The following is a 17,452-nucleotide window of genomic DNA, read 5'->3' as shown; positions in this document are numbered from 1 at the left end:
CCTTCGGAAAAGTCCAAGAACCCCGAATCTTCCGGGGCTGATGGGGCCTCATGAGAGTCCTGAGCATTTCTTTGAATTCCCTATATTTCTCCTAAGTCTTCCTTTCATACACTGACCTCAACGCAACGAACAGCGCGAAGGAAACGCGCAAGGAAGACCACCATGTCGAAGAAGATGAACACGCTCCTCGCCTCGCTCGCCGCCGTCGCCGCCATGGCCGTCGCGCTCCCCGCCGCCGCGGCGCCCACGGGCTTCGCCCCGATCCAGGGTCCGCAGGGGTTCGAACTCTCGGGTCTCGACTCCATCGCCGCCGTCAAGGCGGACGGCCGCGACGAACAGGTCGTGGTGTTGAAAGGCCGCTTCACGAAGCAGCTCACCAAGGAAAAGTTCGAATTCACGGACGCCAAGGGCGACACGATCGTCTGTGAACTCGACGACGACCGCGACTGGTCGATGATCCGTAAGGACGCCCTCGTCGAAATCCGCGCCGAGATCGACAAGGACTTCATGCACATGAAGCTTGAGGTCGAATCGGCCCGCCCGCTTGAGTAAGACGCCATGACGAACACCCGCATGCTTCTGGCCGCAGCGCTCTGCGCGCTCGTCGCGACGACCGCGCAGGCGGGTGACGGCCACCGCATCAAGGGGAAGAAGCTCCCGACGCTCACGACCGTCGAAGAGGTCGTCAAGTACGGCCGCGACGACCAGTACGCCGAATTGGTCGGGCGCTTCACCGAGCGCTTCAGCAAGGAGGACTTCCGCTTTGAGGACCAGACCGGCGCCATCGTCGCCGAACTCGATGACGATGAGGACTGGAACTTCGCCAAGGACCAGCTGGTCCGGATTCTCGCCGAAGTCGACCGCGACCACGACAAGGTGACGATCGAGGTGCTCGCGATCCTGCCACCCCGCTGAATGATGAATCCCCGAACGCAAGAAACCCCGCTGCCGGTGAGCCGCGGGGTTTCGTTTGTCCGGGTTGCGTGAGGAGGCCGACCGGACCGGTCGGCTTCGCAGCTTCTCAGATCAAGCCGCTTCGAGCTTTTCGTCCTTGAGGTCGTTGTCGACCATCGCGGCGACCGCGGAGTCGGACCAGACGTTCAGAAGGGTCTCGATCATGTCGATCACGGCGTAGACGGGAAGAATGACGCCCATCAGGTGCACCGGAACGTTCATGCCGGCCAAGAGGCTCATCGTGAGGAAGAAGCAGCCCATGGGGACCCCGGCGTTCCCGACGGCGGCCAAGGTCGCGATGAAGATCCAGGTGACGAGCGTGCCCGTCGTGATCATGATCCCGTGGTTCTGCATCAGGTAGACCGTCGTGATCAGGATGAAGGCCGCGCAGGCGTTCATGTTGATCGTCGTGCAGATCGGAAGCACGAAGCGCGCGACCGCCGGACGGATCTTCGCCTTTTCTTCGGCGCAGCTCATCGTGACGGGGAGCGTCCCCGCGGAGGACTTCGAGAAGAAGGCGACCGTGAGCGCCTGGCTCATGGCGCCCGCAAGACGGAGGGGATTGACGCCGCGGGCGAGGAGCACCAGCGGGATGACGATCAGCATCTGCGTGAAGTTGGCGGTCAACACCGTCGCGAAGTAGGTCCCGAGGCCGCCGATTTCGACGCCGCTCTTCATCTCGGTGAAGAAGACCGAAATGAAGGCGAAGATGCCGATCGGGAGGATCTTGATCACCCAGGAGACGATCGTGAAGAGCACCTTCTGAACGCCCGAGAAGAAGGCGATCAGCACCTCCTGCTCGCGGGAGTCGACGGGGAGCTTCGCGATCGCGATCCCGACCGCGGCGGCGATGAGAAGGACCGAGAGGACGTTCGCCGAGAGGAAGGGCGCGAGGATGTTGTCCGGGATCACCGAGGTGACGAAGTCCCAGTAGGTTTGCTGCGGCATGCCGGCCAAAGCGGCCGAGGGCGAGTCGGGCAGCGCCACGTTCGCCGGTGCGAAGACGACGAAGAGGACCGCGGCGATCGTCGCGGCGAGGATCGTCGTGAAGAGCGTGTAGAAGATCGTGTGGCGGAAGATCCGGCCGGAACCGGACGACTTCGAGATGCCCGCCAGGGTCGTGATGATCGAGACGGCGATGATCGGGATCGAAACGAACTTGAAGAGCTTGATGAAGACGGCGCTCGTGAAGTCGGCGGCGGCATGCGTCTCAGGGGTGCCGTACCAGCCGTTGACGGCGCCGATCAGAATCGCGATGCCGTAGAGAATCGCCATCACGCGGGGTTGCAGTCGGTTGTGAGTCATGGAAAAGGTCTCCGCGGGGGCCGCGCACGAAGGAGAGTCAAAGTGCGTCGACCGTGTCGGTCAATCGGGTGAAAGGGAGATTCGTGGGGAGCGGAGAGGTTTGAGGCGGGAAACGCTGAAACGTGGAAGGGCGGCCATGCCGCAGGAGAATCAGGTTTTCCGAAAACTTCCCCGATGACGTCGCCCAAAGTGGATGGAGAAGTCGGAAGCGCGTGTGCGTTTCCGAAGGACGTGCGTCGTCACCCCGGTCGGAATCAGGATTGCCGACATCGGGCCGCGGTGCGAAGAAGATGCTTGGATTCAGGCATTCGCGGTCTCAAAGGAAGTGGAGGGAAGAAGGAAAAACGCCGTCGGCCGGGTCGGTCGAAACGGCGTTCCTGCGGGGAAGTATAAGCGAAGCGGAGAACCGTTCGGGAGGTTTACGCGGGTTTCACGCAAAATCAGCCGAAAGGAGGGTGCGGATCCGCCCGATGAGAGTGGGGAGGATGTCGTAGAGGCCTTCAGTCGCCGGCGATGATGTCCGTGATGCGTTCGGGGTGCGCGTAGATGTTGGCGCGCCCGCGGCGGCAGAAGGCCGCGAGCGTCACGCCGGCCTGACGGGCCGTGTCGACGGCCAACGCCGTCGGCGCCGACACCGCGAAGATCACCTCGACGCCGCAGGCGGCGGCCTTCGAGACCATTTCGTAGGAGGCGCGGGACGACAAAACGAGAGCGCCTTCCTTCCAGCCGTTCAGGGCGCGCTTGCCCAGGAGCTTATCCAACGCGACGTGGCGGCCCACGTCTTCAGCGCCGCCCGCGAGCGTTCCGTCGGGGTTCACCCAGACGGCGGCGTGCGTGCAGCCGGTCAGGCGCCCCAATTCTTCGGCGTCGTTCAGGTACGCCAACGCCTGATCCAAGTGACGGATGCTGAAGGTCTGCGTCTGCGGGACGACCGAGGGCGTGCGCACGGCGTCGCCCAGGCTCTCCACGCCGCAGAGGCCGCAGCCCGTGCGGCCCGCCATCGAGCGGCGGCGGGACTTCAGGGCCCAGAAGGCGGAAGAGGCGACCTCGAGCTTCACCGCCTTCCCCCGGCACGTGTCTTCGACTTCGATCCCGTAGATCTCGTCCGTCGACTTCACGATCCCTTCCGCCAGCGAGAAGCCCACCGCAAAGGCTTCGAGGTCGCGGGGCGTCGTCATCATGACGGCGTGCGAGATGCCGTTGTAGACCAAGGCGACCGGGATTTCCTGCGCGACCCAGTCGGTGTCGGGACCGCTCGTGCCGTTGACGCGGACGATGTCCACGAGAAGCGCGCCGTTGGGCGCTTCCGGACGGCCCGTTTCGGGCGTGCCGATCACGACGGGGGAAGCGGGGATGCTGAAGTCGTCGATGCGCAGGGTCATGGGGTTCGCCTTGGGGTTGGTGGATGCGGTGTCGGACTCGGGAAGAGGAGGACTGATCAGGCCTTCGCGCCTTCTTCCTCAGCCTTGGCGGCTTCGGCTTCGCGCCAGGCGGCTTCAAGGGCCCCGAGGACGACGGCCTCGACGTCCGGGCTCACCTGCTCGAACGTGCCCGAAACGAAGACGGTCGGGGTCGTTTCGCCGCAGTCCGCGCAGACGTGGAGACGATGATCCTGGTCGGCTTCGTCGTGGATGTAGCGGAGGTCGGAAACGGCTTCGTCGCCGCAGTGCGCGCAGCGGATGCGCTCGAACTTCCAGTGCGAGCCGCAGCGCAGGCAGCAGAGCTGCTTCACGTTCCCGGAGCGGGCCGTCGGGCCCACGACCGCCATCGCGGCTTCGGAGCCGCAGACGGGGCAGGAAAGGCGCCGCTCAAAGTCGACCACCGGGTCTTCGCCGGAAGCCAACTTGTCGGAGACGGCCTCGGCGTAGTCCGTGAGCATGGCGCGCACGGCCATGGAGAGGACGGGAATGAGCTGAACGTCGACCACGTCTTCGGGCATGCCGGCCGCAAGCGCCGCTTCCACGGCGTCGGTCAAAAACGCTTCCGGGTCGCGCGAGAGGAGGGCGACGGCGTCGTCCGACGCGAAGAGCGTCCAGTCGATGTCGGCGACGTTGAACTCTTCGGCGCGGAGCGCCTCTTCGTGGACGGCGGCCAAGCGGGCCACGACGTCGGCGAAGACCGCCGCGGAGAGCTTGACGCCGCCCGTCGTCATGATCGGGTCCGCCCCGCGGCGGAGCGCCTCGACCGCTTCCGCGTCGGGAAGTTCGGCCTCCATGGCGTTCTCGGGCAGATCGTCCGCGATCTTCGCGGTTTCGCGAAGGATCGGCGCGAGGAGCTTCAGACGGAAGGCGGCCTCGGGATCGGAGAGATCGGCGTACTGGGCGATGGCGCGGTCGATGACGGAAAGCTTCATGGTGTTGTCCGTGTCGTCAATGGGTCCACAAACGGGGTCGGGATGGTTTCGTCGTTTCTAGGTTCGGGGTGTCTTGGGTTCGAAAGCCTTTCGGGCTTCCGGGAATCGTCTCACATCGGATCGTCTCCTGGAGGCGCTTCCCGGAAGCCGCCCGCCGGGGCGGGCGGCATTCCTTTTTGAAGGTAAGAAGATTACTTCTTCTTCACTTCCTCAACCGTCACGTTGCGGCCGAGGGCGATTTCTTCGTTCGCCCAGTAGCCCCAGTGGTAGGCGGCGTCGGATTCGCTCACCTTGCCGTCGCCGAACATGATGCGGATCGTGCCGCGGTAGGGCTGGAAGATGCCCGCACCGAGGTAGATGTGCGCGATGCCGACGAAGACCGTCAGGAAGAAGAAGATGTCGTGCACCAGGTGCCAGAAGAGGAGCGTGCCCGGTTCGAACTCGACCTTGAAGGAACCGATCCCGGTGTTGAGCCAGAGCACCATGCCGGAAATGGCCATGAAGACCGAGAAGAAGAGGAGCGCGCCGTCCGCCAGACGCTGCGCCGACTTGACGTGGTGCTGCGGAGGCATGTGGACCTTCTTCGGGGCGAAGAGGTAGAAGGGGAACTTCGCCGCCCAGGTGAAGTCGTCCTTGTCCCACTTCCCGAAGATGTCCTCCTTGATGAGGTGCGCGAAGCCCTTCGGGGACTTCAGCACCGCAAAAAGAGGCACGAGGATGAAGGGCACGGCGAGCCAGCGGTGGAGGCTTCGCATCGTCTGGGTGAAGTCGCCGCCCATGATGCTGCCGCCCAGTTCCGGCCAGAAGACGAAAAGGCCGGTGACTGCGAGCAGGATGCAGGAGATGGCGGCGACGCCGTGGGTGACGCGCGTCAAGAGCGAGTGACGCTGAATGAATCGACGAGTGGTCATGTTGGCTCCTTCGATCGGTTACTCACCGCGCTTCGCGGCTTCTTCCTTCTTCAGGAGCTCCGCGACCTCACGGTCGGCCTTGGCACGCTGCTCGGGCGTCCAGTGCTTCTTGGCTTCTTCGATGCTGACCTCTTCGCGGCGGTAGCCCACGGCGGCGAGGAACGACACGGCGAGGCCGGCGACGACGGCGGCGGTACCCAACGCCGTCACGGGCTTCATCGTGTTCATCAGCTTGATCATGTCGTTGGGCTTCGGGTTGGTCGGCAGCCCATAGGCCTCGTGACCGAACTTGAGGACCTGCAGCACGTGCAGACCGCCCATTTCGGTGACGCCGTAGAGCTCGGCCTTGTCGAAACCCTTCTTCTTCAGGAACGCAACGCGACGTTCGCCTTCGGCGATCATGTCCTCGCGCTTGCCGAACTTGAGCGCTTCGGGCTGGCAGGTCTTGACGCACGCCGGCACTTCGCCTTCTTCAAGACGGTCGAAGCAGAGCGTGCACTTGTCGATGCGGCCGTCCGTGTCGCGGAAGCGGGGCACGTCGAAGGGGCACGCGCTCTGGCAGTACGTGCAGCCGTTGCACTTGTTCGTGTCGAACGTGACGACGCCGTTTTCCTGCTTCTGGAGCGCGCCCGACGAGCAGATCGCCACGCAGCCCGCGTCCGTGCAGTGGTAGCAGGAGCGGCGGCCGATCGCCCAGTGAATGGGCTGGTACTTGTTGCCCGAAGGCTTTTCGTCAAAGGTCATGACGAGACGGGTGTCCCCGCCCAAGTCGCCCGGGCCCTGGAGGGACCCGGTGAACTCGTTTTCGTTCAGACCGAGCTTCGACGGAAGCATGTTCCACTGCTTGCACGCCACCTGGCAGCCCTTGCAGCCGGTGCAGTGCGACGAGTCGAACAGCATGGCGACTTCTTGGTTCTTGTAAGCCATCTTTATCTCCTATCGGCTCGATCAGGCCTTTTCAAGGTTGACGAGGAAGGCCTTGTACTCCGGAATGTAGGAGTTCGGGTCGCCCACGTTCGGGGGAAGGTCGTTCACGTTGTCGCCGGTGGCGAACTTCGTGGCCCAAGAGAAGTGGTGCGGCATGCCGACGACGTGCGTGAGCTTGCCGTCGATGGTCATCGGCGCCATGCGGATCGTGACCATGGCCTTCACCTTGACGCTGCCGCGGTTGTTCCACACGCGGACGTCGTCGCCGTTCTTGATGCCCTTTTCCTTGGCGAGCTCTTCGCTGATTTCGATGAAGTTGGTCGGAATCAGTTCGTTGAGCCACGGAATGTTGCGGGTCTGCGTGCCCGACTGCCAGTGTTCCGTCACGGAGTAGGTCGTCACGACGTACGGGTACTTTTCCACGTCGCCGCGCTGGACCGACTTGTCGTTGACGAAGCGGGCCATCGGGTTCTGACCGGCACCGTTCAGGAGATTCTTCGTGGGCGATTCCCACGGCTCGAAGTGCTCGGGGAGCGGGCCGTCCGCCATCGGGTACGCGAAGAGGCGGGCGTTCTGTTCCCAGGTCATGAAGAAGGCGTTGTCATCGGGCGGATTCGCGGAAACGAAGTCGCCGACGTCGGTCTGCTGCCACTTGTCGCCCTTCCACTCGACGAGGTTGCGCTTCGGATTCCAGGGCTTGCCCTTCGGGTCCGCGGACGCACGGTTGTAGAGGATGCGGCGGTTCGCCGGCCACGCGAAGGACCAGTTCGGGTAGAGGCCGAGACCGGACGGGTCTTCCTTCGAGCGGCGCGTCATCGGCTGCTTCATCGGGTCGAGCGGCGCGTCGTTGTTGTTGAAGTAGCCCGAGAAGATCCAGATGCCGCAGGCGGTCGTGCCGTCGGCCTGGAGGTCGGCGTAGCCCTTCAGGAGCTTCTTCGTGTTGACGTCGTAGCCGTTCAGCGCCCAGCAGAGCGCGCGGATGTCGTACTTGCCGTCGATCTTGTAGCTGAAGTGGGTCTTCAGAACCTGATCCGGGCAGGCGCCGCCCTCTTCACGGTAGAGCTTCTGGATGCGCTCGAAGAGGAGCGACAGGATTTCGAAGTCGCTCTTGCATTCGCCCGGCGGGTTGATCGCCTGCTCACGCCACTGGATCCAGCGGCCGGAGTTGTTGATCGAACCGGTCTTTTCATAGATGAGGGCCGCGGGCAGGAAGAACACTTCCGTGTCGATCTTCGAGGCGTCCATGTCGGGCGCTTCCCAGAAGGTCGCGGTTTCGGTGAGGAACCAGTCGGCGACGACGAGCCAATCCAACTTCGCCATCGAGTTGCGGGCGTGCTTGGCGTTCGGCGTCGAGTGCGCCGGGTTCATGCCCCAGCAGAAGTACCCCTTGATCGTTTCGTCACGCATGTTGTTGAACGTCATGATCGTGGAGTAGTCGCCGTAGTCCTTCTTGGGCGAAATCTTCGGCAGAAGGTCGTAGCAGTAGTCGTTGTCGACCGTGGCGTGCTCACCGAACCATTCGCGAAGCATGGAAACCAGGAACTTCGGCTTGTTCGTGTAGTAGCCGGCGGCGTACGTTTCGGCGTGGAGGTAGTCGGCGAGGGTCGCGTGCTTCTTGCCGGTCGGCCACTTGAGGTAGCCCGGCATGTCGGGGACGGAGGCGCCCACGTCGGTCGAACCCTGAACGTTCGGCTCACCGCGAAGCGCGTTGATGCCGCCGCCCGCGATGCCGATGTTGCCGAGGAGAAGCTGCACGATGCACATCGCGCGGCAGTTCTGCGAGCCGTAGGTGTGCTGGGTCTGGCCGAGCGCGTAGAGGATCGAGCCCGAGCGCTCCGGCGTCCCGGTAGAGGCGTAGACCTCCCAGACCTTCTTCATCACGTCCGGATCCATGCCGGTCACGCGGGAGACGAGCTCGGGCGTGTAGCGCGCGTAGTGGCGCTTCATGACGTTGATGACGCAGTTCGGGTTCGCAAGCGTCATGTCGCGCTTGAGAACTTCAAGGTCGGGCGTCTTGAACTTCGGCGTGCCGGGCTTCTTCACCCAGGCGAAGGCGCCGTCCGTGTCCCACTTCTCTTCGTGGTCGACGTCGTAGCCCCAGGTCGCGTCCGAGTAGGTCTTCTTTTCGGGATCCCACCCGGAGAAGAGACCGGTCTTTTCGTCGAACTTGAAGTCCGGACGAAGGAGGCACGCGGCGTTCGTGTAGTGAAGCACGTACTCCTTGTGCCAGAGGTCGTTCTGGAGGATGTAGTTGATGAGACCGCCGTAGAAGGCGAGGTCGGTACCCGGGCGGATGCGCGCGTAGATGTCGGCGTTGGCGGCCGAGCGGTTGTAGCGCGGGTCGACGACGATCCAGGTCGCGCCGCGGTCCTGGGCGCGTTCAACCCAGCGCGAGGAGAGCGGATGGTTTTCGACGTTGTTCGACCCGATCGACATGATGACGTCGGAGTTCTGGAAGTCGCACCAGTGGGACGTCATCGAGCCGCGGCCGAAGGACGGGGCGAGGCCCGACACGGTCGAGGAGTGGCAGACGCGCGTCTGGTTGTCGATGGCGACGACGCCCAGGCTTCGCGCGAACTTCTGCACGAGCCAGGCTTCTTCGTTGTTCAACTGTGCGGCGCCCAGGCTCGCGATCCCGTCGCAGCGGTTCACCGTCACGTCGCCTTCCTTCTCGACGAAGGTGGCGTCGCGGGTCTTCTTCACGCGCTTGGCGATGGCGTCGATCGCTTCTTCCCAGGAAATCTTTTCCCATTCCTTGGAACCGGGACGACGAACGAGCGGCGTCAGCACGCGGTGCGGGTGGAGTTCCGCACGGCGTTCCTTCGTCACGATATTGCGAAGGCCCCACATCGCGGCACCCTTCGGGCAGAGGCCGCCGAGGTTCACCGGATGGTCCGGGTCGCCTTCAAGGTTGATGAGTTCGCCGTTGCGGGTCGAGCAGATCGTGCCGCAGCCGCCGGAGCAGTAGCAGCAGATGTTGGTCGTTTCCTTGACGTCGACGAGCTTGTAGGTCTTCTTGGCGGAAGGCGTCCCCGTCTGAGCGGCTTGAGCCAGCCCTGCGGCCATGGGGGCCGAACCGAGGAGCAGACCGCGCTTGAGGAAACTTCTGCGAGAGACTTCCATGAATCCTCCTGAACGAGTGTCTGGGCATTCCGTCCGGTCGGCGAAAAGTCGTCGAAGAAAGTTGGCGGGCGGAATGTCTGGGTCTTTCTAGAGAGATGGAACAGGCGTCTTTGAAGGGGCGGCCCGTTCATCCTGCGGGCAAGTGTCCTCGGGTTCCGCGCGCGGGCCAACTAGTCGTTCGTCTTAGCCGAAGGAAAAGGAAGTACTGAAAAACAAGCCGAAAGGTTGAGGGTTTTTCACCCACTTCTACCTCGGGTAAGGTAAGCCCTTTCGCGGATGGTGAAGCCCCGCATGAGGCCTCCGAACCGTTCCGCTATTCCTTTTTGGAATAACGGAAAGTGAAACGACAAAAACTAGGTAGGAATACCTATTGATCTGCATCAAGATAACGTCGGGACGGTCGTCGGCGTTCCAACGGCGGATCACGCGCCGCAGCGCTGTTTTTCGTATCCCGATCGGTAGGAGTACTCGGGGACCGGGGCAAGACGGGAGAGCATCTTCACGCGTGAAAAACTTTCGGAACGCCGGAGAAAACGGTTTTTCGGCTTGTTGGATTCCGGTTGTTTCTGATAATCTTCGGCTATCAGGGTTTACCCTTTAAGTGATTTTCACGCCTGCCGCAGCGCGGAAGCGCCCTCCCGCCGCGACCTCCGGCATGCCGACTAGACCGTCTGCCAGGCCATGACGACCGCCAAACACGTTTCCCGCAGCCCCGCCTCCGCGCGGCGCGTTCCTCTTCTCCTGGGACTCGCCGCCGCGTCCGTTGCGGCGTGGTCGGGGAGCGTCTTCGGGGCGGTCTATCACGTCGACGTCGCCGTGATCGGTGCGGGGAGCGCCGGTCTCACCGCCGCGATCGCCGCGAAGGAGGCGGGCGCGGGCGTCATCATCTTCGAGAAGATGCCCATGGTGGGCGGCAACACGCTGCGCGCCTCGGGGCACCTCGCCGCCGTCGGGAGCAAGCTCCAAGAGAAGCAGGGCCTTCACGCCGACCCCGAAGTCTTCTACAACGAGATCCTTGAGATGGGCGGCAAGAGCGCCGATCCCGAACTCGTGCGCCGCATGGTGGCGGAGTCGGGGGCCGCGGTCGACTGGCTCCACGGGATGGGGGTTGATCTCGGGCGCGTGCGCGCCGTCCCCGGCACGAAGGAATACCGCCTCTTTCAGCCCGCCGCCGACACGACCGTCGGGTCGGAGATCATCAACGGGCTCCTCTGCCGCGTCGAGATGCTCGGGATCCCCGTCCAGATGGACAGCCGCGTCGTCGAACTCACGATGAAGAACGGCGTCGTCACGGGCTTCAAGGCCGTGGGGCCGGGGGGCGAAATGGACGTCGACGCGAAGGCGGTCGTGATCGCCACCGGGGGGTTCGCCTCCGGGGTGGATCTCCTGGAGCGCTTCATGCCCGAAGACGCCAATCAGGTGAGCACCAACACGCCTGGGGCGACGGGGGACGGCCTCATCCTCGCCGAAGCGGTGGGTTCGGGCTTCGTCGACCTCGACGCCATCCACTACCACCCGACCGCGGTGCCGCTGACCGGCCGCATCGTCCCGGAAGCGATCCGCTTCGAAGGCGCGATTCTCGTTGACCGCCGGGGCCGCCGCTTCGTGAACGAATTGGGCACCTCCCAGGACATCACCGAAGCGATCAGGAAGGCCGGGGGCTACGCCTGGTTGGTCGCCGACCGCACGGTGGCGGCCGCCGCCGTCCAGATGCGAAGCCTCATCATGCACGAAGGCGTCATCACCGGGCGCGACGAGATGGATCTCGCGCAGCGCATCAACGTGCCGCCCGCGAACCTGCGCGCGACCTTGACCGACTACCGCGTCGGCGCCGCCCGCGGGCAGGATGCGTTCGGGCGCGCGACCTTCCTCTCGGACCTCTCCAAGTCGCCGCTCTACGCGCTTCGCGTGCGGCCCGCCCTTCACACGACGACGGGCGGGATCACGATCAACCGCGACGCCGAGGTGCTGAACGCCAAGGGGAAGGCGATCCCCGGGCTCTACGCCGCGGGCGAAGTGACGGGCGGGGTGCACGGGCGCCAGCGGCTCGAAGACACCGCGTTGACCGACGCCGTCGTCTACGGGCGCGTCGCGGGGCAGAGCGCCGCGGCGTTCGCGAACGCGCTCCACGCGACGGCCGCGATTCAGGCGGCGTCCGCGGACGAACAAAAGCACTGATCCCCGCATTCATCGACCCAAGAGGAGGCGCTTCGCAATGAGGCGCCTTCTTCGTTTCGGGCCTCCTGAAGGGACGCGGGAAGGTATCCCGGATGGTCCTCCCCGACACTCGGCTAGACTTCTTTTCACCGGCTTCGGGCGGGCGCCGATGGACGCCCCGAAGAAGAACACACGAAACGACAAGAACACCCAAGGAGACCGCGCAGCATGCCGAAGCTTCGCATTCTTCACACCGCCGACTGGCACCTCGGACGGGACTTGGCCGGCGTCGACCGCACGCAGGATTTCGAGCGGTTTTTGGCATGGCTCACCGATGAGGTGAGGACCCGCCGCCCCGACGTGCTCCTGGTGGCGGGGGACGTCTTCAACACCTCGATGCCCTCGAACGCCGCGCAGAAGCTCTACTACGACTTCGTGAGGAAGATCGCCGAAACCGACGTCGCCGCAGTGATCGTCACGGCGGGGAACCACGATTCCGCCTACTTCCTCGGCGCCGCGCGCGGCCTTCTTGAAGGCTTCCGGTGCGTGGTGTCGGGCGAAGGCCCCGAAGATCAGGCCGTGCTCGTGAAGCGCGGCGGCCGGGTTCTGGCCGCCGTCGCCGCGGTCCCGTACCTGAGGGAAGGCGACGTGACGCTCCCCGCCGGGACCGCGCTCGACATGGACGACCCCGCCTACTGGCGCGCGGGCGTCCGTCGGCACTACGACCGGGTGGCGGCGCAGATCGACCATCTCCTCCAAGCTGAAGGCTTGGACGACGCGGCCGCGGCGGCCGTGCCCCGGATCGCGATGGGGCATTTGTTCGTGACGGGCGAAGGTTCCGCCGACAAGGCCGTCTCGGAGGCGATGAGCCACTACGTGGGGTCGCTCCGGCACATCGGGCTCGACGCCTTCGGGCCCGGCTGGGCCTACGCGGCCTTGGGACACGTGCACGAAGCGCAGCGGATCCGAGGGTCGGTGCCCGCCTGGTATTCGGGCGCGCCCCTGACGCTGCGCTTCGCGGACCGGAACGAAGAGCCCCGGATTCTCGAAATCGACATCACGGAGGAAGGCGCGGCGGAAATCCGCTCCGTCCCGGTGCCGCAGCCCCGCCGCATCCTTTCGCTCTCGGGCGACGAGGATGCGTTGACCGATGCGCTCGATGCGCTCAAGGACGAGGCGGCGGTGACGACGATGAAGCCCGTCGCGGAACTCGTCTACACGGGCGCGGATCCGGCGGGACCCGCGTTGATCGACCGGCTCCAGCGCCGGGCGGATCAGACGGGGGTGCTCCTGGGGCCCATCCGTCTCGGGGGCGACGCCGCGCGCCGCGCCGCGGAGGTCGAAGAGTCCGAACGGATCAGCCTTGAAGAAATCACGCCGGAGCAGGTCTTCCGCACCGTGCTCGACGCCCGAGGGGTGGAGGAGGACGTGCGGGCGCCGCTCTTCGCGCGCTTTTCCGAAGCGCTCCTTGAGGTCGAGCGGGACCGCGAGGCGGAAGCCGAAGAAGTCGCGAAGCTTCTCAAAAAGAACGCCGACGAAGGCAAAGAGCAGCCTTCCGCCGAAGAAGAAAAACCCCAACCCGCGGCGGAGGCCTGAAGCGATGCGTCTCATCCGACTTGAATTCCAGAACATCAACTCCTTGGCCGGCCACTGGGTGATCGACTTCACGGACGAGGCGTTCGCGCGCTCCGGGATGTTTGCGATCACGGGGCCGACGGGCTCGGGCAAATCCTCGATCCTCGACGCCGTGAGCCTCGCGCTTTTCGGGACGACCCCGCGCACGCGGGGTCTGAACGCCACCCAGGAGGCGTGCCCCGCGATGACGAAGAACCGCGGGGTCGCCTCCGCCAAGGTGATCTTCGAAGAAAAGGGCAGGTGGTACGTCTCGCAGTGGTCCCGCCACAAGGCCGCGAAGTCCGGGACGCTCCAGCCCGCCCGGGTGCTTCTCGCGCAGGTCTCGGGCCCCGAGCCCGACGCGGCGGTGGTCGAAGTTATCGCCGAGCAGGTGAAGCGTTGGCAGGAAACGGTCGAGGCGCTGATCGGGATGAACTTTGAGACCTTCTCCCGCTCGATGCTCCTGGCGCAGGGGGCCTTTGCGGCGTTTCTGCGCGCGGCGCCCAAGGAGCGCGCGGACCTTCTGGAGCAGATCACCGGGGCGGACGTCTACACGCTCGTGAGTCAGAAGATCTACGAGCGCACGACCCAGGCCGAAGCCGACGTGTGCACACGGCGCACGGCCTTGGAAGAGCTCCGCGTGATGCCGGAGGACGAACGCCTGAAGGCGGAAGCGGACGTGAAGGACGCCCGAAAGCGCTCGGTGGGGGCCGAGAAGACCCGCACGGCGACCGAGGCCGCGATCACCTGGCTCGGGAACTTGGAGAAGGCGAAGACGCGCCTTTCTGCGGCGGACGCCGCCGTCGCGCGCGTCAAGGCCGAGGAGGCCGCGGTGACGGCGCTCGGGGAGAAACTCGCCCGCGCGGAAGCCGCGGTCGAGCCCGTACGCGCCGCGGAGGCGAAGGCCGACGTGGTGCGCCGACTCGAGAAATTCCAGGCGGACGACCGCCGGGCGGCCGCCGCGCTCACGGCGTTGGAAGCCCCGGAGGGCGAACTCGCCCGTGCGAAGGCCGCGTCGGACAAGGCCAAGTCTGAGGAAGAAAAGGCCCGCACGATGGAGGAAGCCTTCCGGCCCGAAGCCCGCGCGATGCGTGAGGCGGACTTGAAGGCGGCGAACCTCGCCAAGGACGCCCGCGAAGCCGCGAAGCGCCGGGACGAACAGAAGGCGCTTCTGACGAAGGAAGAACTGCGCGCCCAAAAGATCGCAGCCGCGAAGGCGGAGCTTGCGCAGGCGCTCGCCCAAAAGAAGGCAGCGGCGGAGAAGACCGCGCCCGATCTTGCTTTGGAAGCGCGCCTTCCGGTGTTGGAGCGCGAAATCGAACGCGCGTTGGCGCTCCAGAAGACGGAGGCCGACGCGAAGAAGGCGTTCGCGGGAGCTGAAGACGCCAAGGCGCGCACTGCGGGAGAGTGGAAGACGCTCGTCGCGGCGGCGAAGGCCGCGCAGGCCGATCTCACGCAGAAGACCGCCCGCGAGACGGAGGCGAAGAAGGCGTGGGAGGCGGCCTCGGCCGGGATGGGGCTCGAAGGGGCGCTCGTGAGGATGCGCAACGCCGCGGAACGCGCGGCGGACGCGCGGCACGCGGTGACGGTCTTGGAGACGCTCGCCTCGGCGCGGAACGCCTACCGGGAGGCTCAGACCGAGAAGAACGAACGGCTCCTGCACTGGGCGCAGGAGATCGGCGGGACGGCGAAGAAGCGCTTCGACGCGTTGGCGTCGACCTGGCCTGAAATCACCGCCAAGCTGACGGCGGAGGACGCCCGGGCGCTCGAAGAAGAGATCGCGGCGGTGGGTGCCTGGTCGAAGACGGTCGACGAAGCGGAGGCGCAGTGGCGCGCGGCGAGGGACGCGCGTGAAGCGTCCCAGACGGCTGCGAACCGCGCGGAGGAAAAGCTTCTGCGCGCCGAGCAGGCGGCGACGCTTGCCGCGGAATCGGAAGCCAACGCGAAGCGCGCGTGGGACGCCGCTCAAGCCCAGCGTGAAGACGCCGAACGGGCGCTCCGCACGTTGGGGTTCGACGATGGCGTCGCGGCCGGCGTTTCGGCCTTGGCCGCCCTCAAGGCGCGGTTGGCCGCCGCCCAGGCCGCGAAGGCGGCATGGGAAGCCGACCAAAAGCGCATGACGGACGCCGAAGCGGTCGAGAAGGCGCAGGCCGAAAAGCTCGACGTCATCCGCGCCCCGATCGCGGGGCTCGAAGCCGAGGCCGGGAGGACCGAAGAAGCCCGCGCGCAAGCCCTCGCCTACCGCGCCGAGCGCTGGGGCGACACGGATCCGGCGAAGGAGGAGGCGAAGCTCACGGCGGCGCTCCGGACCGCCAAGGACGCGCTCGACGCCGCCGGAAAGGCGTTGGCGGAGAACGAGCGCCGTCAGGCGGCGCTCACCGCCGAGCGGAAGACCTTGGCCGCCTCGATCGCCGCCGAAACGGATGCTTTCAAGGTGGCCGAAGCGAAGCTCGCCCAAGTGTTGGGTGAGAAGAACTTTGCGGACGAGACGGAAGCGCGTGCGGCGGCGTTGTCGGAAGCCGAGCGCGGCGGACTCGCGCAGACGATCCGGCGGCATCAGGACGAGTCGCTCCGTGCGGCGGAAGAGCACCGGCACGCGGCGGCGGAACTCCAAACGCTGGAAGCCGAGCCGTTGACGACCGAAGAGAAGGCCGTTCTGGATGCGAGGTTGAAGGCCGCGCAGGACGCGCACGCCGAAGCCGAGCGCGAATTGGGCGCCCTGCAGGAGCGCTTGGAGGCCGACCGCAAAAACCGCGAACGCTCGGCGGAACTCCAAGAAGAGCTCGCGCGCCTCACCAAGCTCTGGAACGAGTGGAGCGCGTTGAACGCCCTGATCGGGAGCCGCAACGGGCAGGCCTTCTCGCGCGAAGCCCAGAAGCTCACCTTCCGGGTGCTCCTCGGGCACGCGAACGACGTCCTCGCCGGGATGTCGAGCCGCTACCGCCTGAAGGCGGGCGGCATCGACGGGATGGAAGTTTCCGTCATCGACCGCGACATGGCCGGGATCGAGCGCACGAGCGCGAACCTCTCGGGCGGGGAGACGTTCTTCGTGAGTCTCGCGTTGGCGCTGGCGCTCTCTGAAGTGAGTGCGGGCGGCATGCGCGTCGACACGCTCTTCTTGGACGAAGGCTTCGGGACCTTGGACGCGGCGTCGCTCGAACACGTCTTGAACGCGCTCGAAGTCCTTCAGCAGCGCTCGCGGAAGCTGATCGGCCTCATCAGCCACGTCCCCGCCGTGCGGGAGCGCCTGTCGGCCCGCATCACCGTGCGCCCGCAGGGCCGCACGGGGCTGAGCACGCTCGAAGGCCCGGGCGTCTCCAGGGAGGACTGATCGGAAAGAAGGATCGGTGTGCTGACGGGGTCCTTCATGGATCCCGTCGGCTCCCGTCAAATGCCGAGCCGGACGGCTTCGACCAAGAGCGCTGCCCCGAACCCCGCGAAGATGACGCCCGCGGCGGCGTCGATCACGCGGGACATGCGTTGGTAGCCGCGCCTCATCTGCGGAAGCCCGAAGACGAGCGCGACGAACCCGAACCAAAGGAAGGTTTCAAGAAGCACGATCCCGAGGACGGCGAGCTTTCCCGCCAACCCCAGGTCGGCGGCCGCAAAGGTCGTGAAGACGCTTCCGAAGTAGATGATCGCCTTGGCGTTTGAGAGGTTGGTGAAGAGCCCGAAGAGGAAGGGGTGGCGCATGTCGCCCTCGGTCTGAAGTTCGGGCTCTGCCGTTTCGGCGGCCGCGGTGAGATGCGCCGCCGCGCGGCGGCTCTTCCAGACGGAAAGAAGGAGGTTCGCGCCCATCCAGAGGAGGTACGCGCCGCCCAGGCCCGTCACGATGCCGCGAAGCCACCCGGCGGTCTCGAAAAGGATGTGAAGCCCCACCATCGAGAGCCCGGCCCACACGCCGCAGCCGACGGTGATGCCGAGTACGCCCAGAATGGCCTTGCCGCGCGACTGGCTCACGGCCGTGCGCGTCACGAAGAAGAAGTCGGGCCCCGGCATCATCAGCGCGATGAGCTGAACGACGACGAGGCTTGCCAAGAGGGAATGCATATCGGGGAGGGCTCCAAGGAAGCGCTCCCCGATCTCGATTGACGGACGAATCCGGTGC

Annotated in this window: 12 protein-coding genes; 5 read left to right on the top strand and 7 right to left on the bottom strand. The window is 65.5% G+C overall.

Annotated features, from left to right (window positions below; all coding sequences use genetic code 11):
* Positions 1–162 precede the first annotated feature (162 nt).
* Positions 163–552: a NirD/YgiW/YdeI family stress tolerance protein gene (locus HMPREF9440_RS09820; protein ID WP_008543829.1), complete on the top strand. Its 390-nt coding sequence runs from the start codon at positions 163–165 to the stop codon at positions 550–552.
* Between the two features lie 6 nt (positions 553–558).
* A complete protein-coding gene (locus tag HMPREF9440_RS09815; RefSeq protein ID WP_008543828.1) occupies positions 559–915 on the top strand; it encodes a NirD/YgiW/YdeI family stress tolerance protein in 357 nt (118 codons plus the stop codon).
* Between the two features lie 111 nt (positions 916–1,026).
* Here HMPREF9440_RS09815 and HMPREF9440_RS09810 read toward each other — a convergent pair whose 3' ends face one another.
* The 6 genes from HMPREF9440_RS09810 to HMPREF9440_RS09785 all read right to left on the bottom strand — a co-directional run bounded on the left by HMPREF9440_RS09810 (position 1,027) and on the right by HMPREF9440_RS09785 (position 9,573).
* On the bottom strand, positions 1,027–2,259 hold the full coding sequence (locus HMPREF9440_RS09810; RefSeq protein ID WP_040765605.1) for a dicarboxylate/amino acid:cation symporter: 1,233 nt from the start codon (positions 2,257–2,259) through the stop codon (positions 1,027–1,029).
* Positions 2,260–2,759: 500 nt separating this feature from the next.
* A complete protein-coding gene (gene fdhD, locus HMPREF9440_RS09805) occupies positions 2,760–3,641 on the bottom strand; it encodes a formate dehydrogenase accessory sulfurtransferase FdhD (RefSeq protein WP_008543824.1) in 882 nt (293 codons plus the stop codon).
* A 56-nt stretch (positions 3,642–3,697) separates the two neighbouring features.
* Positions 3,698–4,612, bottom strand: a complete 915-nt coding sequence (locus HMPREF9440_RS10845) for a formate dehydrogenase accessory protein FdhE (RefSeq protein ID WP_008543823.1) — start codon at positions 4,610–4,612, stop codon at positions 3,698–3,700.
* Positions 4,613–4,803: 191 nt separating this feature from the next.
* Positions 4,804–5,523: a cytochrome b/b6 domain-containing protein gene (locus HMPREF9440_RS09795; protein WP_008543820.1), complete on the bottom strand. Its 720-nt coding sequence runs from the start codon at positions 5,521–5,523 to the stop codon at positions 4,804–4,806.
* Between the two features lie 18 nt (positions 5,524–5,541).
* The gene (locus HMPREF9440_RS09790; RefSeq protein ID WP_008543817.1) at positions 5,542–6,450 is read right to left on the bottom strand and encodes a 4Fe-4S dicluster domain-containing protein; all 909 of its coding nucleotides are present in this window, start codon (positions 6,448–6,450) and stop codon (positions 5,542–5,544) included.
* Between the two features lie 21 nt (positions 6,451–6,471).
* Complete coding sequence (locus tag HMPREF9440_RS09785) at positions 6,472–9,573, bottom strand: molybdopterin-dependent oxidoreductase (protein ID WP_008543813.1); 3,102 nt, start codon at positions 9,571–9,573, stop codon at positions 6,472–6,474.
* A gap of 681 nt (positions 9,574–10,254) precedes the next feature.
* Between HMPREF9440_RS09785 and HMPREF9440_RS09780 the strand changes: the two genes are divergently transcribed.
* The 3 genes from HMPREF9440_RS09780 (at position 10,255) to HMPREF9440_RS09770 (ending at position 16,675) form a co-directional block, all read left to right on the top strand.
* Complete coding sequence (locus HMPREF9440_RS09780; protein ID WP_008543811.1) at positions 10,255–11,751, top strand: flavocytochrome c; 1,497 nt, start codon at positions 10,255–10,257, stop codon at positions 11,749–11,751.
* Between the two features lie 207 nt (positions 11,752–11,958).
* Positions 11,959–13,326 carry an exonuclease SbcCD subunit D gene (locus tag HMPREF9440_RS09775; RefSeq protein ID WP_008543809.1) on the top strand — a complete coding sequence of 456 codons (1,368 nt, stop codon included), beginning with the start codon at positions 11,959–11,961 and terminating at the stop codon, positions 13,324–13,326.
* 4 nt (positions 13,327–13,330) lie between these two features.
* Entirely contained in the window at positions 13,331–16,675 is a 3,345-nt protein-coding gene (locus HMPREF9440_RS09770) for an AAA family ATPase (RefSeq protein WP_008543808.1), read from the top strand.
* A 56-nt stretch (positions 16,676–16,731) separates the two neighbouring features.
* Here HMPREF9440_RS09770 and HMPREF9440_RS09765 read toward each other — a convergent pair whose 3' ends face one another.
* Positions 16,732–17,394 (bottom strand): LysE family transporter, encoded by a 663-nt coding sequence (locus HMPREF9440_RS09765; RefSeq protein ID WP_008543807.1) that lies wholly within the window; start codon positions 17,392–17,394, stop codon positions 16,732–16,734.
* Positions 17,395–17,452: the final 58 nt, after the last annotated feature.

The sequence above is a fragment of the Sutterella parvirubra YIT 11816 genome, assembly GCF_000250875.1.
Lineage (GTDB): Bacteria > Pseudomonadota > Gammaproteobacteria > Burkholderiales > Burkholderiaceae_F > Sutterella > Sutterella parvirubra.
This window is presented reverse-complemented; position numbering and strand designations above follow the sequence as displayed.

Bases quoted from the DNA above. Each gene is read 5' to 3' on its own strand.
- HMPREF9440_RS09820 (WP_008543829.1), top strand. From the start codon at position 163: ATGTCGAAGAAGATGAACACGCTCCTCGCCTCGCTCGCCGCCGTCGCC.
- HMPREF9440_RS09815 (WP_008543828.1), top strand. From the start codon at position 559: ATGACGAACACCCGCATGCTTCTGGCCGCAGCGCTCTGCGCGCTCGTC.
- HMPREF9440_RS09810 (WP_040765605.1), bottom strand. From the start codon at position 2,259: ATGACTCACAACCGACTGCAACCCCGCGTGATGGCGATTCTCTACGGC.
- fdhD (WP_008543824.1), bottom strand. From the start codon at position 3,641: ATGACCCTGCGCATCGACGACTTCAGCATCCCCGCTTCCCCCGTCGTG.
- HMPREF9440_RS10845 (WP_008543823.1), bottom strand. From the start codon at position 4,612: ATGAAGCTTTCCGTCATCGACCGCGCCATCGCCCAGTACGCCGATCTC.
- HMPREF9440_RS09795 (WP_008543820.1), bottom strand. From the start codon at position 5,523: ATGACCACTCGTCGATTCATTCAGCGTCACTCGCTCTTGACGCGCGTC.
- HMPREF9440_RS09790 (WP_008543817.1), bottom strand. From the start codon at position 6,450: ATGGCTTACAAGAACCAAGAAGTCGCCATGCTGTTCGACTCGTCGCAC.
- HMPREF9440_RS09785 (WP_008543813.1), bottom strand. From the start codon at position 9,573: ATGGAAGTCTCTCGCAGAAGTTTCCTCAAGCGCGGTCTGCTCCTCGGT.
- HMPREF9440_RS09780 (WP_008543811.1), top strand. From the start codon at position 10,255: ATGACGACCGCCAAACACGTTTCCCGCAGCCCCGCCTCCGCGCGGCGC.
- HMPREF9440_RS09775 (WP_008543809.1), top strand. From the start codon at position 11,959: ATGCCGAAGCTTCGCATTCTTCACACCGCCGACTGGCACCTCGGACGG.
- HMPREF9440_RS09770 (WP_008543808.1), top strand. From the start codon at position 13,331: ATGCGTCTCATCCGACTTGAATTCCAGAACATCAACTCCTTGGCCGGC.
- HMPREF9440_RS09765 (WP_008543807.1), bottom strand. From the start codon at position 17,394: ATGCATTCCCTCTTGGCAAGCCTCGTCGTCGTTCAGCTCATCGCGCTG.